The 19270-nt window shown below is 55.8% G+C and carries 17 protein-coding genes and 1 tRNA gene; 8 read left to right on the forward strand and 10 right to left on the reverse strand.

Annotated elements, in window-relative coordinates; genetic code table 11:
• Positions 1 to 7 precede the first annotated feature (7 nt).
• From ACP15P_RS09130 to ACP15P_RS09140, 3 genes are all read right to left on the reverse strand, one after another.
• Positions 8 to 298: a TrbC/VirB2 family type IV secretion system protein gene (locus ACP15P_RS09130; protein ID WP_424928147.1), complete on the reverse strand. Its 291-nt coding sequence runs from the start codon at positions 296 to 298 to the stop codon at positions 8 to 10.
• Positions 298 to 876 (reverse strand): lytic transglycosylase domain-containing protein, encoded by a 579-nt coding sequence (locus ACP15P_RS09135; RefSeq protein ID WP_424928388.1) that lies wholly within the window; start codon positions 874 to 876, stop codon positions 298 to 300. The genes ACP15P_RS09130 and ACP15P_RS09135 overlap by 1 nt, the downstream gene beginning before the upstream one ends.
• Positions 877 to 940: 64 nt before the next feature.
• Complete coding sequence (locus tag ACP15P_RS09140) at positions 941 to 1294, reverse strand: hypothetical protein (protein ID WP_283379843.1); 354 nt, start codon at positions 1292 to 1294, stop codon at positions 941 to 943.
• Positions 1295 to 1430: 136 nt separating this feature from the next.
• Here ACP15P_RS09140 and ACP15P_RS09145 point away from each other — a divergent pair, with 136 nt between their 5' ends.
• Positions 1431 to 1709, forward strand: a complete 279-nt coding sequence (locus ACP15P_RS09145) for a hypothetical protein (protein ID WP_424928148.1) — start codon at positions 1431 to 1433, stop codon at positions 1707 to 1709.
• 143 nt (positions 1710 to 1852) lie between these two features.
• On the forward strand, positions 1853 to 2701 hold the full coding sequence (locus ACP15P_RS09150) for an OST-HTH/LOTUS domain-containing protein (RefSeq protein ID WP_424928149.1): 849 nt from the start codon (positions 1853 to 1855) through the stop codon (positions 2699 to 2701).
• A gap of 181 nt (positions 2702 to 2882) precedes the next feature.
• On the opposite strand, the gene ACP15P_RS09155 is transcribed toward ACP15P_RS09150, so the two are convergent.
• Positions 2883 to 3548, reverse strand: a complete 666-nt coding sequence (locus tag ACP15P_RS09155; protein WP_424928150.1) for a hypothetical protein — start codon at positions 3546 to 3548, stop codon at positions 2883 to 2885.
• Between the two features lie 22 nt (positions 3549 to 3570).
• Positions 3571 to 4554: a helix-turn-helix transcriptional regulator gene (locus ACP15P_RS09160; protein WP_424928151.1), complete on the reverse strand. Its 984-nt coding sequence runs from the start codon at positions 4552 to 4554 to the stop codon at positions 3571 to 3573.
• Positions 4555 to 4657: 103 nt separating this feature from the next.
• Here ACP15P_RS09160 and ACP15P_RS09165 point away from each other — a divergent pair, with 103 nt between their 5' ends.
• From ACP15P_RS09165 to ACP15P_RS09180, 4 genes are all read left to right on the forward strand, one after another.
• The gene (locus ACP15P_RS09165) at positions 4658 to 4918 is read left to right on the forward strand and encodes a hypothetical protein (protein ID WP_424928152.1); all 261 of its coding nucleotides are present in this window, start codon (positions 4658 to 4660) and stop codon (positions 4916 to 4918) included.
• A gap of 36 nt (positions 4919 to 4954) precedes the next feature.
• Positions 4955 to 8245 (forward strand): TM0106 family RecB-like putative nuclease, encoded by a 3291-nt coding sequence (locus ACP15P_RS09170; RefSeq protein ID WP_424928153.1) that lies wholly within the window; start codon positions 4955 to 4957, stop codon positions 8243 to 8245.
• Positions 8235 to 8660: a hypothetical protein gene (locus tag ACP15P_RS09175; RefSeq protein ID WP_424928154.1), complete on the forward strand. Its 426-nt coding sequence runs from the start codon at positions 8235 to 8237 to the stop codon at positions 8658 to 8660. Before ACP15P_RS09170 ends, ACP15P_RS09175 begins: the two co-directional genes overlap by 11 nt.
• A 195-nt stretch (positions 8661 to 8855) precedes the next feature.
• Positions 8856 to 14360 carry a sacsin N-terminal ATP-binding-like domain-containing protein gene (locus ACP15P_RS09180; RefSeq protein WP_424928155.1) on the forward strand — a complete coding sequence of 1835 codons (5505 nt, stop codon included), beginning with the start codon at positions 8856 to 8858 and terminating at the stop codon, positions 14358 to 14360.
• A gap of 209 nt (positions 14361 to 14569) precedes the next feature.
• Here the strand turns inward: ACP15P_RS09180 and ACP15P_RS09185 are convergent, their stop codons facing one another.
• The gene (locus tag ACP15P_RS09185; protein ID WP_424928156.1) at positions 14570 to 14773 is read right to left on the reverse strand and encodes a hypothetical protein; all 204 of its coding nucleotides are present in this window, start codon (positions 14771 to 14773) and stop codon (positions 14570 to 14572) included.
• Between the two features lie 2 nt (positions 14774 to 14775).
• On the reverse strand, positions 14776 to 14988 hold the full coding sequence (locus ACP15P_RS09190; protein ID WP_424928157.1) for a helix-turn-helix domain-containing protein: 213 nt from the start codon (positions 14986 to 14988) through the stop codon (positions 14776 to 14778).
• Positions 14989 to 15146: 158 nt separating this feature from the next.
• Between ACP15P_RS09190 and ACP15P_RS09195 the strand changes: the two genes are divergently transcribed.
• Positions 15147 to 15788, forward strand: coding sequence for a hypothetical protein (locus ACP15P_RS09195; protein WP_424928389.1), 642 nt, complete (start codon positions 15147 to 15149; stop codon positions 15786 to 15788).
• Positions 15789 to 15790: 2 nt separating this feature from the next.
• On the opposite strand, the gene ACP15P_RS09200 is transcribed toward ACP15P_RS09195, so the two are convergent.
• Complete coding sequence (locus ACP15P_RS09200; protein WP_424928158.1) at positions 15791 to 16096, reverse strand: hypothetical protein; 306 nt, start codon at positions 16094 to 16096, stop codon at positions 15791 to 15793.
• Positions 16097 to 16459: 363 nt separating this feature from the next.
• Here ACP15P_RS09200 and ACP15P_RS09205 point away from each other — a divergent pair, with 363 nt between their 5' ends.
• Positions 16460 to 17644, forward strand: a complete 1185-nt coding sequence (locus ACP15P_RS09205; protein WP_424928159.1) for a tyrosine-type recombinase/integrase — start codon at positions 16460 to 16462, stop codon at positions 17642 to 17644.
• A gap of 62 nt (positions 17645 to 17706) precedes the next feature.
• Here the strand turns inward: ACP15P_RS09205 and ACP15P_RS09210 are convergent.
• Both ACP15P_RS09210 and ACP15P_RS09215 read right to left on the reverse strand, forming a co-directional pair.
• Positions 17707 to 17780, reverse strand: a tRNA-Cys gene (locus ACP15P_RS09210).
• A 128-nt stretch (positions 17781 to 17908) separates the two neighbouring features.
• On the reverse strand, positions 17909 to 19222 hold the full coding sequence (locus ACP15P_RS09215) for an RtcB family protein (protein ID WP_424928160.1): 1314 nt from the start codon (positions 19220 to 19222) through the stop codon (positions 17909 to 17911).
• Positions 19223 to 19270: the final 48 nt, after the last annotated feature.

Genomic DNA, 19270 nt, shown 5'->3' on the forward strand with positions numbered 1-19270 from the left:
GTCGGAGTTACGCGCCCCAGATGGCTGTCACGATGGTCGGCGCAGCTGCGATGCCTGCAATGGCAACCAGCACCCAAAGGGCTTGGCGGAAATCCAGAATGCCGAAGAGCCAAGAGAGGAACACACCGATCAGGGCCAGGGTGCCGATGACAATACCTAAGGGACCGGTGATCGTGTCGACGATGCCTTGGAGAAGGTTCTGCACCGGTGAGAGGTCGATACTTTGCGCGAGCGCGGGGTTGGCAATCATCAAGCTGACCAGAGCCAGCGACAGGATCGTGCGGAAATGAATGTGCATCAGGAGGCTCCAGTCAGTCGGTCACGCACGGCCGTGACCCGGCGCACGTGATTTTGGGTTTCTCGGTAGGGAGGAATGCCGCCATAGCGCGCGACCGCGTCTGGTCCGGCGTTATAGGCAGCGAGCGCGAGTTCGGGTGTGCCGAACTGCGCCAACATCATCAGAAGGTAACGGGCAGAGCCATCGAGGTTTGCCTGCCAGTCATGCGGATCCACGCCGAGTTCTGCGGCCGTCGCTGGCATCAACTGTCCGAGGCCAATCGCACCTGCAGAACTGCGTGCATTCGGGCGATAGGCGCTTTCGATCTCGATATTGGCTTGGAAGAGCGCCCGCCACTCCGTCACCGAGAGGCCGGCGCGGCGCAGTGCAGGGTGCCCGCCATAACGATGCGCGGTGCTTTCAAGTGCGGCGAGAATTTCGGGGCGGGGAACAGCGCGGGCGGGCGCAGATGAAGTCGGTTCAGGTTCAGGCGCTGTGAAAACGATCAACTCTGGTGGGGTTGCGCCAATCCCGTCGACATAGCTCTGTGCAAAACCTGATTGGGGAGCTTTGGTCTCCAGCTGGCCATCGGCCCGCATGGAAAGTACGAAGCCTTCAGAATAGGCGGGTGCAGCAAGGAATGCTGCGAGGACGGCAAGTGGCTTAGCCCGCGTCGTCCAATTTGTGCGAGGCAACCTTGCCTTCGAGCATGGGGATCGAAACGATCGAGACGCCCAGCCCCGCAAGGAAGCTGGACAAGCCGTTGATTGTCTTGAACTCTCGGGCAGCCATGTTGTTGCGTGCAGTGACGAGCAGGCGGCGCGTCTCGCCATCAGGCGAGACGCAATGCACGGTCCAAACTCCGGACCACTGAGCACCTGTACGTTTGGGCGTAACTCGGCACACAACATCCGCCGAATGACCCTCGGCAAGTAGTGTGCGCAGCCCGTCTTCACTGACAACATTAGGGGCGTCTTGCATCAAATTCATAGGATCGAGCCTTGCAGAATTGTGCATTAGCCCGGCAGTCCCTCATGGACTACCGAACCGATACAATATTATAATCTTGCAATCAATGGCTGCAATTTGTGTTAGCGCGCCCTTCATGCGTTGAAACAAATTTACTGCAACGGAGTGGCTGAGCCAAGTTAATATGGCGCTTTTGAAACAAACATGGGTGGTAATGATCGTTCTTGGCTGGGGTTCTGCCGCGATTGCGGGCACTTGCCTGCCGCCTGCGCCGCCTTGGATGCCGACCAATGCTGACGACGTGTGGGCATATGCTGACCTGTTGAGGCGCGATGCGGAGACGTATTTTACCGATGTCGAGCGGTACTTCCGTTGCCAGGATCAGGAGCGAACGGAGGTGTTTGTGCAGGCGCGAGAATTTAGCGAAGCATATGCGCGATTGTTAGAATTAGAAGCTGAGTAGGTATCACTATCAAACCTCTCAGGCTTGTCCGGGTGGGGTTTGCAAATGTCTAGTGACAACCATCTGGCCGAAAACAAAAGTGGGATCATCTGTAATGTCGATGTTATGTTGGCTGGGCAGGTTATTTTGACTAGGTGCTTTAAATGGATGTATCGCTAGAACGCGAGCTGGACGCGCACCAGAAAGAGGTCCAGCTTTTTCTGGGAAAGTGCATACTGCGGCTTCAACAATACGAGCGGCTCATTAAAGCTATCGTGGCAGATCACAAAGTATCAGGGCCAGCCCACAGCATAGAGCAAGTTCGAGCGGCGAGAGCGGAGGAAACCGCACGTAAGACACTTGGTTCGCTGGTTGGTGAACTTATCGGTTCTTATGTCGTTCCCAGTGACGAAAGGGCACCCCAAGATACATCCTCAAGCTTGGCTGAAGATGACGCTTGGATTGCCCTAGGGACGCAATTGAGCCTTCCAGCTTCGGAATTTGCGCGAATAAATCAGGAACTCAAAGAGCTTGTAGCCTTGCGCAACGATTTGGTTCATCACTTTTTCGACCACTTTGACATGCAAAGTGTGGATGGTTGCGTTGTGGCTAAAGAGTCCTTGAGCGTGTCGCTCAACCGTATCGAAGATCATTTCCAGCAGCTGTCGGAGTGGGCAAAGGATATGATTCGAATGCGCAGGATGTTGTCTGAAGTGGTCCAATCTGAGGCATTTAGAGATAAGGTATTCAACAGTGTTTCCGAAGACCAGGCGCTGGAATCGGAGCATAGTGGCGTTGTCATAGCGCTAAGGGAGGCATTTTCGGTTCTGTCGGTCGACGGGTGGGCATGTGTCGACGAGGCCGGTAGATGGATAGCTGCACGGAATCCCGAGCAAACTCCATCGAAATACGGCTGCAACAGTTGGCGCCAAGTTGTACATGAAGCGTCTAATTTTAAGCTGAAGTATTTTGAAAAGCAGGGGCGGCGATCGGCGTTCTTTCAAGAAAAATAACATGTCAAAGATCGCGTGCGTGCTGGACGGTGTATGTAGCGTTGGTCGGAAAATCAGATCATTGTGAGGGTGTTCCAAGGGTGGGCTCGTTTAGAGCGCGCACAAAAGCGCCCAACGACGCGCATTGCTGGCGACGAAGCGGCCTCTAAACGCTCGCGTCAATGTACATGCGCGAAGGCGACTAGGCTACCACCGGATAAAATGGGATACCCCAGTTTTCATTTGGATTGTCCATCATGATGTCGATGAATAAAGGCATCAGAAACCCAAGGATTTCAGCACCGTCCCGAACCTGCGCCCGGTTCACATCGCTGTTCCAGGTTGATCCTCCATGAACGAGCTGATTACGCAGGACATACAATCGGTCGAAGACAAAGCTCAGGACGCGTGCACTGTCGCCCGTTTGGAATGACGATGCAAAGGAGCGGGACGAGGTGACAAAGCGATCCTCCCAATCCTCGAACTCATCAATCCCATTGTGGTATTGCCAGAAAGGATTGAAGACATACCGGTTTTCCATGAGCATCCGAACCGGGCCTGAAAACTGTTGCCACAGTGCCTTGTAGATTCGTTGGTCTTGATCAAGAGCGACGAGCCGACCGAAGTATTCGACGAAAGCAGCGCGTTCTCCCGGGGCGATCGCTTTAAACTCCTGCTCGTCGGCATATGCGGCGTTGAATGCGATCCAGAGGAAAATAAAGCGTGCATCATCATCCTCTCCGCAGGCTTCTGCACGGCCAACCCAACTGATGGCACGATGAGCGCGCAGTCCCATGGTTTCGGGAAAGCCTTCGCGAATGGCGCGTTGTTTTGCCTTCAAGGCTGCATGGTCGAGACCGTTCTTCATAGCGAATTCCTGTTCGATATCGTCATGGCAGAGCGTCGAAATCCGACCTCTGGTGGCCCGCAATCAATTCGCGCAATCCTGCTGGCGCCAATACGTCTACCTTGTCGCCCCATTGATAAAGGTGCCATGCCATTTCCAGCCAGCCCGCTGCCTTAAACCTGACAACCAGGCTGCCATCGTCCTGAGGTTCGACAACTTGCGTCGGGTGGAAAAGGAATTCGGCGGCACGCTCAGCGGCTTCCGGTGAGAAGCGCCACACGACTTCGCCATATTGTTCAGGGTCTTGATAGACACCAAACGCCTGAGAGGCGTAGGTCTCTAGGGAGAAACCCGAGGCCAGTTGGAAGCTTTCGTTCAGTACCTCCGCCTCATGAATCCGATCCATGCGGAAGTTCAGGATGTCTTCTCCACGCGAGGGTTGGCGCGCGACGAGATAGCTGCGGTGCCCCAGCAGCATGCCATGCGGTTCGATCACACGCGGCGCAGCCCCCTGAAGGCCATAGCAGACGCGCAGCCGGAACGGCCCGCGCAGCGCTTCGATGACAGCATCCGTCACAGAAGGCTTCAGTGTGACGGTAGGGCCTGGGCGCGTGACTTGTCCCAATCCAGCCAGCACTGCCTCTGCATCGGCTTCCGACCGAAGCGCGTCCCTTGGATTCAATCGCGCCAACAGCCCGTCGCGGAGATCCTCCAGAGCGCGTGAGTGCCGTATTCGCCCTTCATCGCGCGCGGTACGTGTCGCGATTTCCAGCGCTTCGATCGCCGTTTCCTGCCGGGGCTGCAGTCGGTCTGGCAAGGGGGCGTCCATCCGCCAGTAACGCCGTCTTTCCGCATCGTCTGCGGTCGAAACGTTCACGAAAGTTGCTTCGAGAGCCTCAGTCATCCGTTGAGCAGTGCGATGCGAAACATCAAACTCGGCGCAGATGTCCTCAAGGCTGACACCTCCCCGGCGGGACGCCGCCATCTGGGCAAAGCGAAGCAAATCCTGCGCTTTTGCAAAAGACATTTGATCTCCATGTCAGAAATTGACACCCTCAAACGGTATTGATGACCTTGCGGTCTGTCGAGGTGATTCTCAAAGATAGATTTCAACCTGAAAGGAAAATGGAATGACGGGAAAGGTAATTCGTATTGAACGTACTGCTCCGCGCGGTGGTATAGCTGAAGAACCTGAACTCGGAACGAAAGGCTACTGTCTTGGCGACCCGAAATTCGGAGCGACAAAGCATCATGCCGAAAATGCAGTATTTGTAAAAAGCTTGGACGAAGCGGCGGAGCTTGTTTCTGAGGGGTTTTCGCTGCGAATGACCGGGAAAGGCAAACGGGCATCATTGGTATCGCCGAAGGGTTTGCGCATCATCCGCGCCTAGCCCGCTCTTTTTCGCTCAGTAATTTGGAATGCAAATGTGAAATCTATAGGCGCAAATACCCTGTTCTCCGCCACGGATCTTATGCGCTTCACAGGCTGCGCACATGCGACCATCCTTGATTTGGCGCATATGCGCGGAACCGGCCCGGAGCCGAGCGAAGACACCGAAGACGCAGCGCTTTTGCAAAAGCAGGGCGATGCGCATGAGGCGGCGCATCTTGCTCGCCTCAAGGAGGCCGGGCGCACGGTCATGGAAATCGAGCGCGGCAAACTTGGCGAAAATGCCGAAGCCACACGCGCGGCGCTCGCCGCTGGTCCGGGTGTGGTGTTTCAGGGCGCGTTTCTGTCGGGGAATTGGGGCGGCTGGTCCGACTTCCTGGAGCGTGTTGAGACCCCCTCAGCGCTCGGACCGTTAAGCTACGAGGTGGCCGACACCAAGCTGAAACGTCGGGCCGATCCCAAACATGTGCTTCAACTGGTGCTGTATTCCGATCTGCTGGCGGAAATTCAGGGGGTGGTGCCCGAGTTTGCGCATGTCGAATTGGGAGACGGCACGCGCGCGACGCTGCGCCTGGCGGACTACTCTGCTTATGCGCGGATGGCGCGCGCGCGGCTGGAAGCCTTCGTCGCTGACCCACAGCCGACCCGCCCGGTGCCATGTGCTGATTGCGGCCTGTGCCGCTGGGCCGAACATTGCAACAGCGTCTGGCACGCCGAAGACAGCTTGTTCAATGTCGCCAACATCAGTCGTGGTCAGGTGAAAAAGCTAGAAACAGCGGGTGTTCACACATTGGAGGCTCTCTCGACGTTGGATCACCCAGTGCGCGGAATGGCCGAAAACACCCAGGCCCGTTTGGTCACTCAAGCCCGTCTGCAGCAGGCCCGCAAAACCGGGGAGCCAGATTTCGAACTGCGGGCACTGGAGCCAGGCAAAGGCTTCGACCTCCTGCCTGAACCCCAGCCCGGCGACCTGTTCTATGACATCGAAGGCGATCCGCATTACGAGGGCGGCCTCGAATATCTGCACGGCATCTGGTTCGACGGGCAGTTCCAGGCTTTCTGGGCCCATGACCACGATGCCGAGGCGCGGGCATTGTCCGACTTGCTGGCGTTCTTTCGCGCGAGGATCACGCAGTATCCGACTGCGCGCATCTATCACTACGCGCCATACGAGATCACAGCGCTCAAACGCCTGACCACGAAATATGGGATCGGTGAGGCTTTCCTCGACCGGCTGCTAAGGGAACGCCGCTTTGTCGATTTGTTCGCCGTAGTACGCGGCGGGTTGATCGGATCGGAACCGAACTATTCCATCAAATCGATGGAGGCATTTTACGACCGCAAGCGCGACGGTGAGGTCAAGACGGCGGGTGGCTCGGTCGTGGCATATGAGCGCTGGCGCGAAACGCAGGACCAGCAGATTCTGGACGAGATCGAGGATTACAACCGCGTTGACTGTATCTCGACCGAGGAATTGCGCGACTGGCTGGTCGGAATCCGGCCTGCTGGCCCTTGGCCGACACTTGCCCCGGATGCAGGTGATAAAGAGGTCGAAGAGGACGCCGATACGCAAGCTCTGCGCAACCTGCTGGCAGCATCAGGTTTGCCGGAGGCGCGGCAGGATATGTTGTTCAACCTCGGCGTTTTTCACAGCCGCGAGGTGAAGCCCGCGCAATGGGCCGTATTCGATAGCGCTGCGAAGGACGAAGATGATCTGCTCGACGATCTCGATGCGCTTGGCGGGCTTGTGGCAGCGGGCCCTGTCGAACCCGTCAAGCGATCCTTTGCGCGCCGATACACCTATCCCGAACAGGAAACGAAACTGCGGAGCGGTAAGAAGGCGACGGTTCCGGTGTTCGACAGTCCCCCGACAACGGTCGGAATCGAGACCATGGATCGCCGCGCCCGCCAGATCACGGTCAAAGCAGGTCCAGGCAAGGCCGACCTCTTGGCGGATCAACTGACGCTGCATCCAGATTGGCCGATCCAGACGGGTGTCATTGCCGGTGCTTTGCGCGATGTGATCGCCGATCAGTGCGGCGCGCGCCGGTACACGGCGGTGGACGACCTGCTGTCTCGCGCTTCACCGCGTCTGGGCTCTGGCCCACGAGGCGATCTTTTGGGCGGGGCAGAACCTGTAGCGGGCACTATTGCCGTGGTGAATGACATGGATGGAACGGTCCTGCCGATTCAGGGGCCACCTGGTACCGGCAAGACCTATGTGAGTGCACGCGCGATCCTGTCTTTGGTGCGCAAGGGCCATCGCGTCGGCGTCGCATCCAACAGCCACGAGGCTATCAGGAATGTGCTGATGGGCTGTCTTTCAGCGTTGGAAGACGAAGACCTGCCGATCAATCTCGAACTCGTGCACAAGATTTCTGGCAGCGAGGATGGTTATCCCGAAGATTGCGATGTTCATCGTACGACCGACAACGCAGAGGCCGCCAACGGCGGGCATGTCGTGGGCGGCACCGCGTGGTTCTTCTCGCGCGACGAAAATGTTCAGGCCTTTGATTGGCTGTTCGTGGACGAGGCAGGCCAGGTCGGACTTGCCAACATGGCCGCCATGGGGCGTGCCGCGCGAAACATCGTGCTTGTGGGCGACCCACGCCAGTTGCCGCAGGTCATTCAAGGAGCACATCCCGAGCCTGCGAACCTGTCGTGCCTGGATTGGATGCTCGGTGAGCATGCGACGGTTCCAGCCGACCAGGGCATCTTCCTCCCCGTATCGCGACGCATGCACCCTGATGTCTGTCAGTTCATTTCGGAACAGGTGTATGAAGGCCGACTGACCAGTCATCCTGATACGGCTCACCAGTGCGTGACAGGCACGGCGTTCCCGAACGCCGGAGCTTTCTGGGTTCCGGTCTCTCATGAGGGTAATGCACAGATCGCACAGGAAGAAGTCGCCGAAATTGGAGAAACCGTCACTGAGTTACTTGGCGGAAGCTGGACGGAGAAGGACGGCTCGCGCCGTCCAATGCAGGAGACGGATATCATCGTCGTCGCCCCATACAACGCTCAGGTGAATGCCCTCCAAGATGCACTTCCCGATGGCATTCGGGTCGGGACGGTCGACAAGTTTCAGGGGCAGGAAGCACCAGTATGCCTTGTCTCAATGACGGCATCTTCTGCCGAAGAGACATCGCGAGGCGTGGAGTTTCTGTTTTCGCTCAACCGTATCAATGTGGCGGTGTCGCGTGCCAAGGGCCTGGCCTTGGTCTTCGGCTCACCGCGCTTGCGCGAGGCGAAGTGTAACACTGTTCAGCAAATGCAGCTGGTGAATACGCTGTGTGCCCTACGAGAAATGAGAGCAGATGAATATTGAGAAAATATTGTCCGAATTGCACCACGACTCGTTGAAGACGCTCAAGGATCGGATGGCAAATGCAAATCGGGTTTTGGCGCGCGACCCAGAACATGCGGATGCGTCCCGATTGCATTCAGCTGTCCAAGCCGAGCTGACAAAGCGTAAGTTGGCCAGTCGGAAAGAGGTGGGGCCGTTGTGGTGGGAGTCTCACGATCCTGACATACCCGAGTTTTTTGCCTATGAAACGGCCGAGTATGTCGTGCCCGTGGCAGCGATTTTCAAAATCGATACCCACACCGCGATGCGCAAGAAAGTTTACGCCGTCCGAATTGGGGACCGTGAGTTGGCGGGACGCTTCGCCGAGGTGGCGATGGCGCGCCAAGCGGGTTCCGATGCCTGGAAAGCTGGCATCCAGGAAGGAGAAAGCAGCTGAGTACGAAGCTACCATTCGGAACCGCTTTGATGATGCTCGGTGCAGATGAAGGAAATTTTCCCCGGCCTTCAGGAGAGCCGTGGATTTTAACTCTTGACCGTCAGGCCGCTGTGCCAAACGATTGTGTCAAGACTTCGACAGAGGTCTAAGATTATGCCCCACCACTCGCCTGCCGTCGAGCAGCCCGAAGGCCAAATGGAAGGCACAGCGCTTGCTCCGCATCGATCCATGATCGAGATGCTAGCGGCCGACAAAATCCGTGGCTTTCGGGGAACTATCGGCGATAATGGCGAGTACTTGGACGAGGTCTACAAAAGCAATGCGAGCCTGACGGCTAACGTTGCTTCGGACTATCGCGACCGCTTTTTGATCGAACTAATTCAAAACGCCTACGATGCTCATCCGATACAGACGCGGGACGGTCGAATCGAGATAACGCTTGATTTGCGTTATGAGGCTGAAGGGACGCTCTTCGTTGCTAACACTGGCCGGGCTTTCGCCTCAGAGAATGTGAAGGATCTTTGCAACATCGGCCTCTCTCGGAAGCCATTGGGCGAGTCGATCGGAAACAAGGGCCTTGGCTTTCGGAGTGTCGTACAGATCACAGACACGCCGAGAATCTATTCCCAGCAAACTGACGCTCCGAGACAAGACAGTTTTTCTGGTTTTTGTTTTGGCTTTGCCGGCGCGGCGGATTACCGGACACTTATCGATGATCTGCGGCATCGTGAACTAGCGACACGAGACCTGCCAATCTTTCATATTCCAGTATGGCAGGATAAGCAAAACGACGCAGTTCGCGCTTATGCTGGCGACAATTTCTCAACTCTCATCGAGCTACCGCTCCGCAATGCGGCTGCTCAGGATACAGTTAGGCGAGAAATCGAGGAACTTCGTGCTCAGCAGGTTCCGATGCTCCTTTTTCTGGATCGTGTCCAATCATTGAAGTTTCGGATTTTGGGCGTGGACGGAGAAACTGAAACAGAGTTCAAGTTCAAACGCTCAGAAGAGACAAAAGAGATTGGGGACATTGCCCTTTCTCGAGTGAATCTTGGAGCCGCGGGGACGTTACTCGTCGCGCGCCGTGCCGTTGCAGAGCGTGTCATGAAGGAAGCCATCGCAGAGGCAATTTCGCAAAAGGAATTAAGCGAGCATTGGGAAAGGTGGACTGGAGCAGGTGATGTTGCGATCGCGGTCCGGCTCGATGCGCCGGTCGAAACATCGCGGCTTTACACATATCTGCCGATGGGCGAGCAGGCTGAAGCTCCTTTTCAAGGATATCTGCACGGCAGTTTCTTCCCTTCGTCGAACCGAAAACACCTGAACGCACGAAATCGCTTGAACGCGGTTTTATTGGAGGAAGCGACAGGCCTAGTATCCGAGGCGGTGTATCAGATCGTCATGGACCCGGCTGGTATGATCTCGAACTGGCTTACAGATGATGAACGCTCCGCAGCTGTTGCAGACTTCATGTGCTGGGAGAAGGTTGGAAGTCTGGAGGCCGACGAAAATCTGGCGGAAGTTGTTGCGCTCAAGTTGGCAGAAGTCTTTGGATGTGAGGAATTTGATGACGCTCCAATTGTCCCGTGTTCGGAAACGGGGCCCCATGGCCTTGTCTTGACATGGAAGCCGCCGAAATTCTCGCGTTTATGGCCGGACAATAGCGGTACGTTCTCTGCCAATGAGGCGGCGTACTTCGCGGCGGCTCTTGGTGTTTGGCCGATCTGGCACTCGATAGCATCCCGGCAAGATCGCTTGGACCGCTATCTCTCAAACACTGCTGAAGGCTACGCTGGAGAGCCCGGTGGAGAAGAACGTGCGCGTTTTGTTGAAACCGTGGCCAAAAGTCTCTACAAAAATAGCCGAACTGCCAAGGCCAGTTGGCAGGAGTATTTCTTACAGATTCCAGATTTCATGGGGAGTGACGGAAATCTCTTAGCGGGGCTTTCTGTGCTGATTGGAGACGACGGCCAACTTCACGCTGCCATGTTGCCACCACCTGAAGTAGAACGGAGTTCGCGGCCGTCACGCAGGCGTCGCAAACTTGAGACGGCAATATTTTCTCCTCCCGACCCGCGCAGGTCAGATACGGATGAAGACCTAGAAATCGATCCGCCAAAGAAACTTTCTGAGCGTTTCGGTTTCTTGTCGAGCACTTATCCTTGGCATCGGGAACTGACCGGGACACGTGCTTATCTCGAAAAGCACAAACTCGTGGAGGAGTTTGATCGCGAAGCAATACTCGCGCATCTTTCTCGAACACTGCGAAATGAGCGCAACAAAGAAGTTCTCAAGGGCGGCTTGCGTTGGGCGTTTCATTTGTGGCGCCAGCCCCGCGCAGCCAATCGATCTTTTCGATTGCAACCTCAACACCGGTTTCGGGTGCCGACACTTGACGGTCGATACATCGAGGCAAGAGAAGCTGTGTTCTCGGAAGGATGGCCCAGCCGAACCTCGGGGAGGCTGCTCCAGAATTTCCTTGATGCCGCTCCGCCGAATATTCCTGACCTGGTTGCTTTGTCCTCTCGCCGACTGGCAGCGCCTGATCATCTAGCTTTTCGGAACAAGCAGATCGAAGATTGGGTGGAGTTTTTATCCGAGCTTGGGGTTGAAAGTGGCATTAGGCTCGAGCGAAAATCATCGAAGAAAAACCGGTTCCGAGCAAACGAGATCAGAAGCTTTTCATTTGTTGAAGACTATGGGATGCCGCAAGCATTCGGCGAAGTTTGGCAGGAGAGCATCAGGTCTTCGGATCCGTCGCTCCTCAATCTTCCATCTACCACAGAATACGTGATCGATGGCGAAATTCACTGGCTGCCTGGCCAAGCTGACGTGGATTCCTTTTCGCCCGCGTGCAAGACTCTGTACGCCCAACTGATCCTTGATTGGTTGGCGAAACCATCGGAGCTAGCGTGGGAGCTTGAAGTTCACCATCACTTTTCGCGTTGGGCGGATCGCCGAAACTGGCCTACACCGCTTGCGGCGTTCCTACGCTCGTCAAACTGGTTGCCAGTAGAGGATTTTGGGCACTCTGACCTTGGCCAAGTAGCTGCTGCGCCATCTGATGTCTGGTTGAACGATGCCGACGGCGAACGATTTCTGTCATACCTTCCGAGACCAGTTCGAGAAGTCAGGCGAATACTCGAGCGATCAGGGAGTGACCTCTTCCAGAAATTACAGGAACGAGCGGGCCTTCGCATTCTCGGCGACCCTGACACTTTGGCTGATCAGCTTGCTTTCCTCGCAGAGCATTTCAGTAGTGAGGGACTTGACGATCATTTCAGACCACGATTGCTTAACCTTTATTTTCGAACATGGAGGCAGTTCCTCGCGCGCGTAGAAGACAGCACTGAAGATCCGCACGAAACCGTAGTTCCTGTGGAGATCTTAGTTCAAAAACAGAACAGTAGAGTATCTGTGAACATGTTTGACGAGGACGAAAGTCAGGGCGAAATCGTATATATCTGCGACACCGAAAGGGAAAGCGATGCGGGTCTCCTAGCTGCCAGTGGGCAAGCGTTCTTTCAATTGAAGGAGAGCGAGCCGGAACGAACTGGAGAGCTCTTCGAGGCGTTCTATGGTGCGCGTATCAGACGCATGTCCCGTGTCGATTACACGCTTCGTGCTGATGGAAATTCTATCGATGACGCGAAGAAGACCCCAATCCTCGAGGTTTGCCCAATCTTTCGGCCTATGCTGGCAGTCGCGATAGAAGCCCTCATCGGTACTGATGCGCAACGCCTTCCATCCGACCGTTCTGAACTACTGGCGAAACTTGAACGAATAAGTCTCGCGAAAGCATCTACGTTAGGCTTCGTTGTCGACGGAATTGGCATCTCGCCGGAGCAAATAGCCTCTCAAGCCTTTAGTCTGACTGCTGAAAATGGGCAGTCCGTTATTCTCGTGGGGAGTGGTGAGGAGTGGAACTGGGAGCTCGTCGATCGGTGTATCCCTGCGATCTGTGAGGCTTTGGGACAGCGTGCTCTCGCTCCACATCTCAGGTTACTCCTAGCTCACATCAGCCGCGACGTTCCGCTTGACGATACGCAAGCATATCCCGGAATAGATGTCGGACGCATGGCCGAACTTCTGCAACTTTCCGCCTCATCGACGACGGCTGCAACTACTACGCTGAATGCAGGCCTTGAACGCCAAGCGCCTTGGATACGTGCCGTTCTCTACCATGTTGCGGGCCATTCTACGATCGAAGCGTTCGATAAGGAACTTGACCAAACGATTAAGGATGAAGGGCTGCTGCGGGCCACACTGACGAAATTGCTTCTTCGGACCTCCATCGATGTCGGCGAACTGTTGCTGGTCTGTCGCACTGCGTTGGGTCCGGGAGATTTCCGAGAAGGCCTTGGTCTTGATTTCGCTGAATTCAATAAGAGCTTAAATGCTGTTGGCTTGGAACCCGAGACATATCCCGAACAACATAGCTGGTGTCTTGAGAATTTCTTACGGCAGCGTGAGATCGAAATCACTGAGTGCCTGCTTTCGGCTTACGCAGAAAAGCTGAATTTGATGCAGCCCGTGGATGACTACGCAGTGACCCGAGACGCTATTCGCACACTGAAACCAGATCCGACTTGGCTTCTTCGGTTCAAGGAGCCTCCTAACTCGGAGATGGAAGCATTGGTGAACGCGTGGCTCGATCTTCAAGGTGCGCCGCCGCTAGGCGATCAGGTGACGAAGCCTTCAACCCTAGTACAGGTCCGTGACCATAATCGGAAATTCCTTTCTGACTTCATTCGGAGAGCACTGCCAATTCTTCGCGCTTGGTGCGCAAAATTCCAACCAGAGAGGCGCCTTGACACTTTGATCGAGAAAGACGGGGTCGAGGATCTCCGTAAACGGCTGGATAGTATTGGTGTGTTGGATTTTCGCATGCTTGATGACACTTCGGCTGCGAAATGGCTTCAGATTCTGGATCTTTGGCCTGTCGGTATGCACCATTCACTTGACCTCAAAGAGCTTGAGCTTTCCGACGATGACGTTAAGGACGAGAGCGTGAAGGCTCGGGAAGCGAAAGAAGAGCGCAAGCGCGAGGCGCGCCTAGTTGAATTCAACGGGAAACTGATTGATCCGATAGAGGTCGATCTTTTTTCTCTGTCCGATGAACTGCAGCAGTCGCTTTCAGCTGAGGTTCTGGGCAGCGCCTTAAGCTCGTCTGCTGACTTGGAAAAGGTTCAGCACGGTAACCATACGCCCAAGCCTGGACGCGACCGGAACAGCGAAAAAAAGAAGGGGCGGCGACCTCGTGTCCCTGAGGAGAAGGCTGAACTGATCGGTCGTCTGGGCGAGATGGTCGTTTACCATTGGCTGAAGCGTATCCTCAACAAACAGGATATCGACTCGGCATGGGTTTCGGAGAACGGAGCATTAATAACTGATCGAGATGGGAACGATGGGCTCGGTTATGATTTTGAGGTCTCTTACAGGAACCAGATCTGGCAGATTGAGGTCAAAGCTAGTGTGGATGACCCTCAATCTTTTGAAATAGGGGAAACTGAAGTAAGAGCAGCGCGATTGGCGGCTCGTGTGCGTAGTGGCGTTCAATACAAGATCGCATATGTCAGTCATGTTGCAGAACCAGCCCAGACAAAAATAGAAATGCTTCCCAATCCTATGACCGACGAAGGCGCACGTGTTCTTGAGCTTCGTGGTGAAGGAATAAGATACGGTTTTGAAAGGAAATAACTGCGTGCCAGTTGCACTTGTCTTTGGCCGATGTTCTTCGTAGGCCCAGAGAAGGTTAGACGTGGTTCCCGTCCCCTCCACCTAAGTTCCAACGCCGTTGCCACCCTGAATTTCCTCTTCTGGGTATCCACATCTCGACCAACGGCAGCTCTTCTGCAGCTCCTGGCTATTCGTGCCTGACGAAACAGCTGACAGTCCCGTTCTTGACGTTAGCTGCAGTCAGGATCAAGGTTTGTGTCTTGCTCAGGCATGTTTGGCGTACCAGTTGGGTTTTTCTTATACGGCTCATAAAGCGCTGCCTGCGTCTCGCCGTTATCCCACAGATAAAGCAGACCGATTTCTTCGCCAGTCTTGATACACGTAATGCGACCGATGGCTTCGGCCGTCGTGCGAACACTCTCAAGTTCGGGCAAAACTAGCCCCTCTCGTTAAATAGTTCCTTGGGAGCGATGTCGAAAGCATGGGCAATCCGCTCCAGAACATCGATCGATGCTGAGAATTTCGCGAGTTCGATCTCGCTGATGTAGCTACGATCCAGGTCGGCAGCTAATGCTAATTGTTCTTGGCTCAACCCTCTGGAATTTCTTAGATTCCGGATATTTAACCCTACTTGTTCCCGTAATTTCATGGCCTGTATTCGGCCAGATCACAAGAACCGCTCTACGGAATATATTCCACAAAACGCGCGCGAACATCATAAACCCTATGCTCGCATATGGTGTGAAGGTTGAGGTTGGAGCTAGTGTATCAATAATGCAGTAATGTAATCAAAAGGTATTGATTGAAATGCGGTGCAAACTTATCAGGAATTGGACTGCCGGAGTTGCTTTGGCTTTGCTTTCAACCGTGGCTCCACAAGCGGCTAAAGCCTATCAGGTTGACTGCGCCATTCTACTTTGCCTGGCTGGTGGGTGGCCCGCGTCAGCAGAATGTACCCATGCCCGCGCCGTGTTTGTCCGCAGGATTACGCCCTGGCCGATTGAGCCGCCGTTGCAAATCTGGCGCTGCCCGATGGGTATTTCTGAGCGCGCGCCGTTGCAAAGCGCGGCCCCTAAAATCTGGGAGGCCAGCGACCAATCAGGTCGGACACTTGGTCAGGTTATTCTGGCACAAGTGGTCGAAGGTGGTGCCGATATCGACATCAGTGGTCTGGAATTCGATTTTGTGCGCTCGATCCGTGTTTGGGATGTTCGGTTCTACAGTCATCGCGAACGTGGCCGTGACGATGATTGCTCTGAGAGCTACATCATGCGCCTCGGGACCTACGGCACACAAGGCGAATTTGGCTGGCAACGCACGACACCTGCGGCCGCCCCACAATGGGTTTTGCCGACGCGACGCTGTTCGTCAACAAATTGGAGGCGCGGGGTCGGTGTCGAATGGGAGGATCACGAAGGCAACCACGGATATGAGTGGGTGGCTTACTAGAGCTATTCGCCGATGTCTTTCATGCGTTCAGCAATGTCACCCGCAATGCGCTCATACAGGGCGGCTTGCTTGTCTCTGGGAGTTCCGGGCTTCGGGTTCCTTCGTCGGATGCGTTTGGCAAGCCAGAAGAGCATCCGGGCCGCTGGATCCGACGTCGCATCCGGTTCTGCTGCCGGATACTTCTCCTCAAGGGCGACGACGATTTCCTGAGACAGGCTGCGCCGGTTTAGTGTGGCATTTGTTTCCAGACGCTTCTTGAGCGCGGCAGGAAGCAAGAGTTTGAATTGGACCAAGGCTTCTTCTTTCATGATTCCATGTTGGACAATATTTGTCCTCAATGATATGGACATTTTATGTCCTTTTGTTGAGGTGTAAATATGAAGACAACCCAGTTCAAACTTAACCTTCCAGCGGACGTGAAAGCCTGGCTTGAAGAGGAGGCTGTGCGGAACTTACGCTCACAGGGCGCTCAGGTGGTGTCATGTTTGCGGGCAGCCATGTCGCGGCAAGAAGCCGTGGGTGAGAGGGCTGAAAAATGAGCCCAAGCCATATTCAGCTGATTCCGACCCCAGAGCTTGCGCTTCTCTTCGGCTACAGTGAGCCGAGCGCGTCCTTCTATGACTTCTGCCGCAGGACGGGTATCGCTCCGGTGCCCGGGCGGCGCGGGTGGTATGACCCGAAACTCATTCGCGCGCGATTGGATGCTGTTCAGGGCATCAGCGCGGCAGAACGCGACGCCACTTCGCAACCGAGCCTCGTTGCACAGCGGAGAGCGCGCCGTGCCCAGAAGTAACCTTCCCAAGGGTGTCCACCGTGTCCGGCGCAAGGTTGTGTCCGGTGTTCGCTACCATTTCTATGCTTGGCGGGGCGGCCCAAAATTTTGGGAAGGGACGGACCCAAACCCCAAAGAACCCGAATTCTTCCATGCGTTTTCGCAGTGCGGTACGCCCGTGAGCCCGGCCGAATATCTAACGACTCACTTGGTCGATGATTTTCTTTCCAGTGCGTCCTTGCCCAAGGCTGAGCGTTCAAAGGCGGATATCCGTAAATGGCTGGAGTTGTTCCGCGAGGAGTTCGGTGCCGATCCTGTCGCGATGTTCGAAGAGCGCGCCTCAAGGGGCGAGGTCAATAATTGGCGCAAGAAGTGGCTTCATTCGCCCAAGCAGCACGATATGGCGGGCACCCATGCGACGCGCGTCCTCAATTGGGCCGTGGAAGAGGGGAAGCTGAAAGAGCATCACTGCCACAAGCTCAAGAAGCTCTACCAATCGAACCGCACAGAAATCATCTGGACGAGTGGCGACATCGCCCAGTTCAACAAATTTGCGCCGAAATGGGTGCAGAGGATCCTGACCGCAGGATGCGAAACCGGTTTGCGAGCTGCTGATCTGGTTCAGGTCAAGATGGACCAATTCGAAGACACGCCGCACGGCAAGCGCCTTCGTTTCAGGACCAGTAAGCGCGGCCAGATCGCATATATCCCTGCCACATCGGCACTTGAGAAATTGATCGCAGAGACGCCGGAAGGCCAAGAGGTGTTGCTGGTGTCAGAACTTGGCAGGCCTTTGACGGCCCGTTGGGCATCGAACCAGATCACCAAGTGGCGGCGCGAAGCTCAGATCCCCCCTTGGATCGACGGCAGGGAGAAGACTCTGTCTGATACGCGCGGGACGGCGGCGACAAGATTGCTAAATGCCGATCTGTCTTTGCGCCAGATTGCGGTGCTGATGGGGTGGTCGGTTCGCTACGCGGCGCAAGTTATCGAGCATTATGCGCAGGTTAGCCCGGACGAAAGCGATGCGGTTCTGCGCAAGCTCAATCGAGCGAAATCACTGTCTCAAGACACAAAAATGTAAACGCCCCTGTAAACGCGGGGCCTCAAACACGGCAAGGAGTGATGTAAGTGATTGTTTTTAAATGGAGGCGAGTACCGGAATCGAACCGGTGTACACGGATTTGCAATCCGCTGCGTCACCACTCCGCCAACTCGCCAACTGCGGCGTCTGATTAGGTCGAGTTGCGGGCGGCGTCAAGCTGATTTCATGAGCGGTTTAGCAACTTCCGCCATGCTTCCCGAATTTACCCGCCGGAGATCCCGCCAGCCACAGGTGCCTGTCCCGCTACGCACGGTTTTTGCGCCACGGCATGTCCCTGTCCCAGTCGCCAGCCATGATACAGCCGTAAGGGATCACCTCGTCCACCACCTCGGCAAGGTCGAACTTCGCGATCTGGCGCCGCACCTCCGCCGCATTTTTATAGGCTGATGGCAACTCGGTCGAATCCGGAATGCCACAGTAAAACCGCGTGTCCAGACCACGCGTCTCAGCCTCAAGATCCCCAAGTCCCCGGCGGCGGTGTTCCGTGCGGCTCAGGTTGCGCCCGGCACCATGAGGCGAAAAGCCCAGCGCATTCGGGTTGTTCCTGCCCCGCGCGATCAATACCGGCTCCGCCATGTTCAGCGGGATCAGGGTCAGATCGGTGGCGTCTTCGGCCCATCCGTCGAATGCGGGCGTTGCACCCTTGCCGTGATAAAACAGCCCGTCACTCCTGCGAAAGACGAAGTTGTGCTCATTCCAGAACCGGTCCTGGGCTTTGCCCGCAGCATCGTGGATCGCGAAATGGTTGGCCCGTGTCCATTCCCGCAGGATCTGCAATGCCCGCCAATAGGCCTCGCCATCCGGGCTGTCCGCCGGGATCCAGGCGTTGCATTTCAGTGTCTCGGGACTGAGTTTTTTCCGCCAGGTGTCAGCGGTTTTCATACCCGCCCTGTAGAGCTTCGAGCCAAAACCGCGTGATCCGTGATGGGTCACCAGTGCCGTTTCCCCACTGCTGGCGAGCGTGCCAACAAAGGCAAAATGATTGCCGTCACCCTGCGTGCCAAAGTGATGGTCGGCGATTTCAGCGAGGTCGGCGGTAAACGGGTTGTCCGGGAATTTTGCCGCAATATCACGTGGCATCGGCATGTCGTCGCGTCCACCTGGACCGAAATGGGTCGCCTGGTGGACCGCGTCAAGCACATCCGCCGGCGACCGGTCCGGATAGGTCGACAGCGCAACCGAACAGCAGATGTCATCGGAATGCATCCCCGGATGGATCGCCTCCGACACCGCCACGCCGCCAACCGGAATGGTTCCCACGGACCCGGCAGGACAGGAATCCGGCAGCGCCGCGCCGGCTTTCAACACCGGCGTCCGCATCAGAACCTCCATGGTCTCCCGCACGTTGACGAGGTTGATCTCCTCGTCCTCAGTCTCCGCTTCCGCGAGCAGGGCAAAAGGCAGCCCGCTTGTCAGCCCGAGTTTTGGTGGCGGAATAAACCGTTTCAGTGCTTCGGGGTCGATGGCCCCGACAGCGTTCGCTTCCTCCAGCATGGCCCGGAACCAGGAGCCTGGTTTAATCCCGGCCTCAATCAGATCCTTTCCGGTAAACGTCACATCAAATCTCCCGCTTAAAAAAATGGCTTGCTCTAATTGTCTCTCCCG

The organism is Amaricoccus tamworthensis (assembly GCF_049800875.1).
GTDB lineage: Bacteria > Pseudomonadota > Alphaproteobacteria > Rhodobacterales > Rhodobacteraceae > Amaricoccus > Amaricoccus tamworthensis.